Raw genomic sequence first — 6752 nt, forward strand, 5'->3', positions numbered from 1 at the left:
TCTTTTTATTTCTTTTTCCGTAGATAGGAAAAACAATCTGATAATTTAATGCGTAATCAGAATATAACATTATTAATGTAAATGTTATCGGATTTTTATTCAGATCAAGCATAAAGTTTAATTTGTAAATTCAGTTAATACTTTAAGTTAAGAAAAGCTATATTATTCTGTAAAAATATTTGATTAAAAATAAAGCAATATTTCTAATTAGGGAAAAGGTTACAATAGGTAAATAGATGATGGGTAGGAAGAAAGATTCAAATGTTAGTGCAGGACAAAAACTGTTGAAAATGTATCACATTTTGCTATCAGATAATAAACCGCATTATCAATCAGATTTAGCTGAAATACTAAACTGTTCTGCTCAAACAGTAATACGACTAGCTGAACAGATCGAGTTATCTTTCCCTGAATGTTTCTGCTCTGGCAAGGAAAAAAATCGTCGTTGGTATAGTTTGCAGATCAATCATAAAAATACACTAGGTTTAAATTATCAGGAATTACGATATCTAAGTTTGTGCCGTGAATTGTCCAAACCCTTTATTCCACCAGAGATTGGTGAACGTATTGATCAAACATTATTGCATCTTTCTATGTTGTTATTAGAGTTAGATACAAGAGAACACTTTTCACTAAGTAAACCTATTGCCTTTTTTAGTAAAGGGAAGATTGATTATTCAGAGAAAGTTAGCATTATTGAGGACTTATTAAAGTGTATTGAAAACAAGACTTTTTGCCACATTCATTATGTTGCTAGTGGTAATCAACAAGGAAAAAACCACTATTTTATTCCGCAAAAAGTAATTGCAATGAATCATGCCTTATATGTTTATGGCGCAATTTCAAATAACGTTGCGACAGAATTAAAACACAGTACTTGTTTGGCAATTCACCGAATACAAAAGTTAGATTTTATTAATCAAAAAGCCTCTATATCAATAGCTGATCCAATTGAAAATAAAACAATGTTTGGTTTACCTGAACATGAACCTCGTACTTTTTCAATTCAATTTGCCAAATCAGCGGCTGGTTATGTCAAAGAAAGAATTTGGTGCGATGAACAAAAAATCGAAGAAATCGAAAATGGCGAAATTATTCTTACTATCACCACATCTAGTGAACGTGAGTTAAACGCTTGGGTTAGGGGGTTTGGAGAGCAAGCAAAGATGATCACATCCTAGTTTTATTGCGATACAAACATAATATATTTTAATTAACATAAATTTAACGAGGAAATAACAATGGCATTACCTATTATTCTTGCAGGTGCAGCTGCAGTCGCTGCAGCAGTTGGTGGCAAAAAAGCATACGATGGTTATCAAAAAAAATCTGAGGCCGATGAAATTATAGAAGGATCCAAAAGTCGATATGACAAACGAGAAAATGAAATTGAGGCATTAAATACAGTTTCAGCTCAGAAATTAGATCGGTTAGGTTCATTAGAACTTAATATTGGTAAATCATTTGGTGAATTTAAGAAAATTTCTGACGAATTATTAAAACAGTTGAAACAAAAAGACAATAAAGATCTCACATTATCTATTCCTAAATGTGAGATAGATAAAATTGAAAAGTATTCATTTTCTACAGTGGAGTTTTTAGGTACGGCTGTAGCATCTGGTGCAGCAGGGGCTGCTGCAAGTTTTGCTGTGTATAGTGGAGTGATGGCTTTTGCCGCCGCTTCAACAGGAACACCTATTGCCGCTTTATCAGGTGTAGCTGCATATAATGCCACTATGGCAGCTATCGGTGGAGGATCTCTTGCTGCAGGTGGTTGGGGAATGGCTGGCGGTGCAATGGTTCTGGGCGCTGCTGCAATTGCACCAATGATTGCTATTGGTGGTTTTGCTTATGATAGCTATGCTGAAAAAGCCCTAGAAAAGGCAAAAGAAACAAGATATGAAGTTGACAAAGCAATAACAAGAATGGATTTAATTGATAAACATTTATCTAATATAAATAACTATGCAGATAAAATTTACACATCATTAGAAAAAATTAATCAGACCTTTAATGAATACTTTTCTGCATTAAAAGAATTGCATCAAAAGATAGTGGTTCTGGGTTGGGGAGAAGATATTAGCGATAATTCGGAAAAGAGTTTAAGAATTATTAATAACGGTTATTTATTGGCAGCTATTATGACCGATATTATTACAACCCCACTTTTTAAAATTAAAAAAGTATCTGAAGATGGTATTGTTGAAGTCGAAAAAGATAGTGATGAATTCAATGTTCTTAATCAAGAAGAATTAGATAATGTATTAATTAATAAAGAAAAAGAATACAAAGATTTTATTCTGGGAGTGTAATGATAAAAGGCCAAGGGAACTTGGCTTTTGTTTTGTTGATTATATTAACGAGGACTAAAAATAATGATGAAACAGGAAATGGATTGGGGCGAAGAGTTACATAATACCGTTGTCAAATCTTTGGTGACTTCATTTGGATTAGATTTTTTATTATTTAAAGATAATGTAGGTGGAGATGTTGATACCGTTCATAATGCACGACAAAACATTTACGCAACTGATAGAGAAAGAATAAGAAAGGAACAAAATCCAAAATATGATTCACATGAGTATCATTCTCATGCCAATTATATTGAGACAAATCGACAAGGAAAAATCGCTCATCAAGCAAATACCTTAAAAGATGCTTACACAGGGAAAATATTTGCTCAACATGATAAAAAAAATTTAGATCACGTTATTGCTGCAAATGAAATACATCACGATCAAGGTCGAATATTAGCTGAATTATCAGGAACTGACCTTGCTAATGACAGTAGCAATTTATATTTCACTAATGAAACATTAAATAAGTCTAAGAAAGCAAGTTCAATGTCTGACTTTGTAAACAAACTTCAAAACGAACTCACTCAAACTCGTCAAGAAATAGCTATATTAAAACAGAAAAAATCGTTAACAGATCAAGAAAAAAAGTCATTAGAAAAGTTAGAAAATAAAGAAAAAGCAAACTTCAATAAGATGCTTGAAATAGACAAAAAAGCACGGGCTAAATACGAGAGAACTGTCAATATAGCCTATTATACTAGCAGTAAGTTTGCTAAAGATGTCGCTTATCAATCAGCCCTTTCTGGTTTTAAAATGGGAACAAGACAGATGCTAGGGCTTATTCTTGCTGAGGCATGGTTTGAACTACGCGATCAATTTCCTTCTATTTATGCAAATAATAAATATAACTTTTCTATAAAAAATTTCTTAAATGATGTTAACAATGTATTTAATGCTATATGGGAACGAATAAAATTAAAATTTAAAGATTTTTTTAATTCTTTCAAAGATGGCGCTGTCAGTGGTGCGTTATCCAGTGTAACCACTACTGTTACTAATATATTTTTCACTACGCAAAAAATGCTTGGAAAAATGATTCGGGAAATGTGGGGGCATATTACGGCAGCTATAAAATTAATCTTTTGCAACCCTAATTCATTACCTTTAGGTCAATTAGTTAAAGAAGTAAGTAAAATTATTAGCGCTGGAGTTTCAGTTGTTTGTGGCACTGCTATTTATAGTATCTGTTCGCAATTATTTGCTTTTCCATTCGGTACCGAATTATCCGCATTTTGTAGTGCACTAGCGACTGGTATTTTAACATTAGCATTTAATCACTATCTAGATAAAGGGACTATTCCTCAAAAAATTTGGGCTTTTTTGGATAAATTTAAAGATAAATACGAAAGAACTCTCGATTTTTTTAAAGCTGTAAATGCTGAATTAGATAATTATTTAAAAGAGTTGGCAAGGCTAGAGTTCAATATGGATACACAACAATTAGCGTCATTTACATTGCATCTTACTACGACCAATAATGAACTAGAACGCAGCTTTCTGTTAAAAGAGGAAGTAACTCGTCGTGGCATTAAATTACCATTTGAAGCAGGTAATCTTGAGTCAGTAAATTCATGGTTAAAATCATTATGAGTAATTCCCCCTCGTTTCCTTGTTATCAATGTGGAGCTTGCTGTTGCAGTGTTAATCGCTCACAAGAAACACAATTTCTTGATAGTGGTAATGGGGTATGTCGCTATTATGATCATCAAACAAAATTATGTACCATTTATGAAACAAGGCCAGATATCTGCCGTGTAGATAAACAATATCAACTCAATTATAAAAATAAATATAGTTGGGTTGAGTTTATCGAGATAAACACTATAGCATGCAAAATTTTGAATTTAAAATAGCAAATGAACCAGTAATAACAAAATTGGAACTAAAAACATCTTAAATTCCTTATTAAGGAAACTCTGATTGCTATAGTGTTGTTATTATAAATAATTAATAAGGAGAGTATTAATGGCTACTTATAGAAATGATTCAGATCTAGTATTTTTAAAACAATGTACTAATGAAGATTTAGAACTATTGATTTCTATATTGACTGTTGATCCTAAGGATAATACCCTTCGGTTTACCGAAACATTAACAAGTGATGCAAATTATAAACGACATTATCCTAACCACCAATTATATTGGAAATCTATTGCTGCAGAACTTCAAACATTTGGTGCAAATTCTGGAATGAACCTGTTGAGGCAGGGAAAAGGGGTTTGTTATCGCGAAATATTAATAGATGTGTGCAATCGAACTAATACAATGTTAAGTGAGCCATCACCGTTTTTTATTGAAAAAATTGAAGATGCTTTATTAAATTCACTTCTCAAGCAATCATTAGAAAATATAAGTCAAAAAGACCTTAAAAAGATAGCAGCAGAATTGGGTAATGTTAATTCTAAAGTTACACCATCCATGGTAATGATGGGGATTCAAAATTTTATAACTTCGTCTTCTTTAATTTCAAATTATTTAATATTTAGCATTTTAAACAATTTTGGTTTTAAATCAGGCAATATAATGACAGTAATGTTACCAAGACCTTACCCGAGGCGATATCAGGAATTAGTATTATCTATTTGTTTGGCAATAAACCATTTATGGCTACTATTTAATATTACAGGACCAGCTTATCGTGTAACAATTCCAGCTTGTTTATATATAGCAACCTTAAGAAAAAAATACAATGATGCAAAAATAACGAATCATATATTAAAAAATAATATAGATCTTAAAAAAATGATGGGAAAAAATCTTTAACAAAAGTTTTTTATTTTTCTAATTAGAGTTGTGCTTATCTATTTAGCTATAAAACAATAAGGAGTTATACATGTCAATTTTTAAATTAATTAGTGTGGGTTCTGGGCTTCTTTTAACGACAGCAGCAGTATATACTGCGCAAGATAAAATAGCAAAAGCGTGTGAAGAAGATGAAGATCTTAAATCAATAAAAACAGAAGGGCGAGTATTAGCTAGTTTTGTAACCTCGATTATTGTTGGTGGAGTTGTTAATAAGCTTATTAATCGCGTTTTTAATTAGTTGTAGGAAAAGACTGGATAGACCACCAGACCTATCTTAGGTTTTGTATATTTAATAGTTAAAGGTGACAGTTAATTCTGTCACTAAATTTTATAATAAACCAACTGATCTATCTTGTGCACAAGACCGATATTTGTTATATAGATCAATAATATCAGCTTCAGTAGCTAGCAATGTGAGGGTTTTCCGCATTGTTTACAGTAATTTGAGACAGTACTATATTGAATATACATAAAAAAAACTAACGCCTTATTACAGATAAGAGATATGGCGCTTATATCATAAAGAAAAAATAACGGTTACTGATTTGGCTAAACGCTTTATGATCATTTGTTAGACTATTTATAACGTACTAAAGAAAGCCCGATTGAAGCTTTTGTGCCCTTAACCAGTAAGAATGAACGTTATAAAACCATTCGTTATGGAATTAAACGTCTGTTAAAAGTCGAAAAATAGATTGAATATAAATTAAGACGGCAAGTTAAACGCTATAACAAAACCTATCCAGGTGAAGTGCCACACCTTGATACCAAGCGTTTCCTGGATTCAAACATGAAGTGCAATTTTAAACACGGTGGAGTGAAGAAAGTAGAAAGGTGATTTATACTAGCACCTTCGCACCACCACAGTTTGGAGATTGCTATGTATTATAATCACTTTTCTAGGAAGGAAAGATACCAGATTTTCGTATTATTACAAGCCGGAAAGAATAAAAAAGAGATAGCCCAGCTACTCAATAGACATCCTTCGACAATAAGTCGAGAGATAAAAAGAAACTCAAAACCTAATCAAGCCTATCAAGCACATGATGCGGTAACCCTAGCTAGGAAAAGGCGAAAAAACAACGGTAATGGTAAACCAATAGCGTCTTCAGTATGGCGCCAAGTTGAAAAATACCTCATGCTTTATTACAGCCCAGAGCAGATTGCCGCACGTTTAAAGAAAGTCAGTGTCCAATCAATCTATAACTATCTTTATCAAAATAAAGCACGCTATGAACAATTCAAACCTTATCTAAGGCGAAAAGGCAAAGCCTATAGGCATTGTAAGGCACCGAGTATTAAAGAAGGAGACCGCCGATATAAACGGTCAATAAAACAACGTCCAAGTTATGTAGAAAGCCGGAAAACGCGAGGACATTGGGAGGGCGATACGATTATTAGCCGTAAAGACAAGCAAGCATTGGTGACATTAGTTGAACGCAAAACAGGGCTAGTATTAATTGGGCGCCTCAATCAACGTACCGCCTCCGAAACGAGAGATATGATAATAAAATTGCTAACGCCGTTTAAAAAAATGGTTAAAAGCATCACCTTTGATAATGGAACCGAATTTAATTATCATCATGCTAT

General features: G+C 32.6%; 7 protein-coding genes. All 7 read left to right on the forward strand.

Annotated features, from left to right (window positions below):
- The first annotated feature begins 236 nt into the window (after positions 1 to 236).
- Positions 237 to 1181, forward strand: coding sequence for a WYL domain-containing protein (locus tag A9G44_RS11140; protein ID WP_065610887.1), 945 nt, complete (start codon positions 237 to 239; stop codon positions 1179 to 1181).
- Between the two features lie 60 nt (positions 1182 to 1241).
- Positions 1242 to 2312 (forward strand): chemotaxis protein, encoded by a 1071-nt coding sequence (locus A9G44_RS11145; RefSeq protein WP_065611057.1) that lies wholly within the window; start codon positions 1242 to 1244, stop codon positions 2310 to 2312.
- A gap of 63 nt (positions 2313 to 2375) precedes the next feature.
- A complete protein-coding gene (locus A9G44_RS11150; RefSeq protein WP_065611059.1) occupies positions 2376 to 3947 on the forward strand; it encodes a cobalamin adenosyltransferase in 1572 nt (523 codons plus the stop codon).
- Entirely contained in the window at positions 3944 to 4210 is a 267-nt protein-coding gene (locus A9G44_RS11155) for a YkgJ family cysteine cluster protein (RefSeq protein ID WP_065611067.1), read from the forward strand. Before A9G44_RS11150 ends, A9G44_RS11155 begins: the two co-directional genes overlap by 4 nt.
- Positions 4211 to 4322: 112 nt before the next feature.
- Positions 4323 to 5120 (forward strand): DUF3944 domain-containing protein, encoded by a 798-nt coding sequence (locus A9G44_RS11160; RefSeq protein ID WP_065611061.1) that lies wholly within the window; start codon positions 4323 to 4325, stop codon positions 5118 to 5120.
- 70 nt (positions 5121 to 5190) lie between these two features.
- Complete coding sequence (locus A9G44_RS11165) at positions 5191 to 5400, forward strand: hypothetical protein (RefSeq protein ID WP_065611063.1); 210 nt, start codon at positions 5191 to 5193, stop codon at positions 5398 to 5400.
- 642 nt (positions 5401 to 6042) lie between these two features.
- Positions 6043 to 6752, forward strand: a 710-nt coding sequence (locus A9G44_RS11170) for an IS30 family transposase (RefSeq protein ID WP_065611065.1), incomplete at its 3' end; no start/stop codon positions are given.

Source organism: Gilliamella sp. Occ4-3 (assembly GCF_001690675.1).
Taxonomy (GTDB): Bacteria; Pseudomonadota; Gammaproteobacteria; order Enterobacterales; family Orbaceae; genus Gilliamella; species Gilliamella bombi.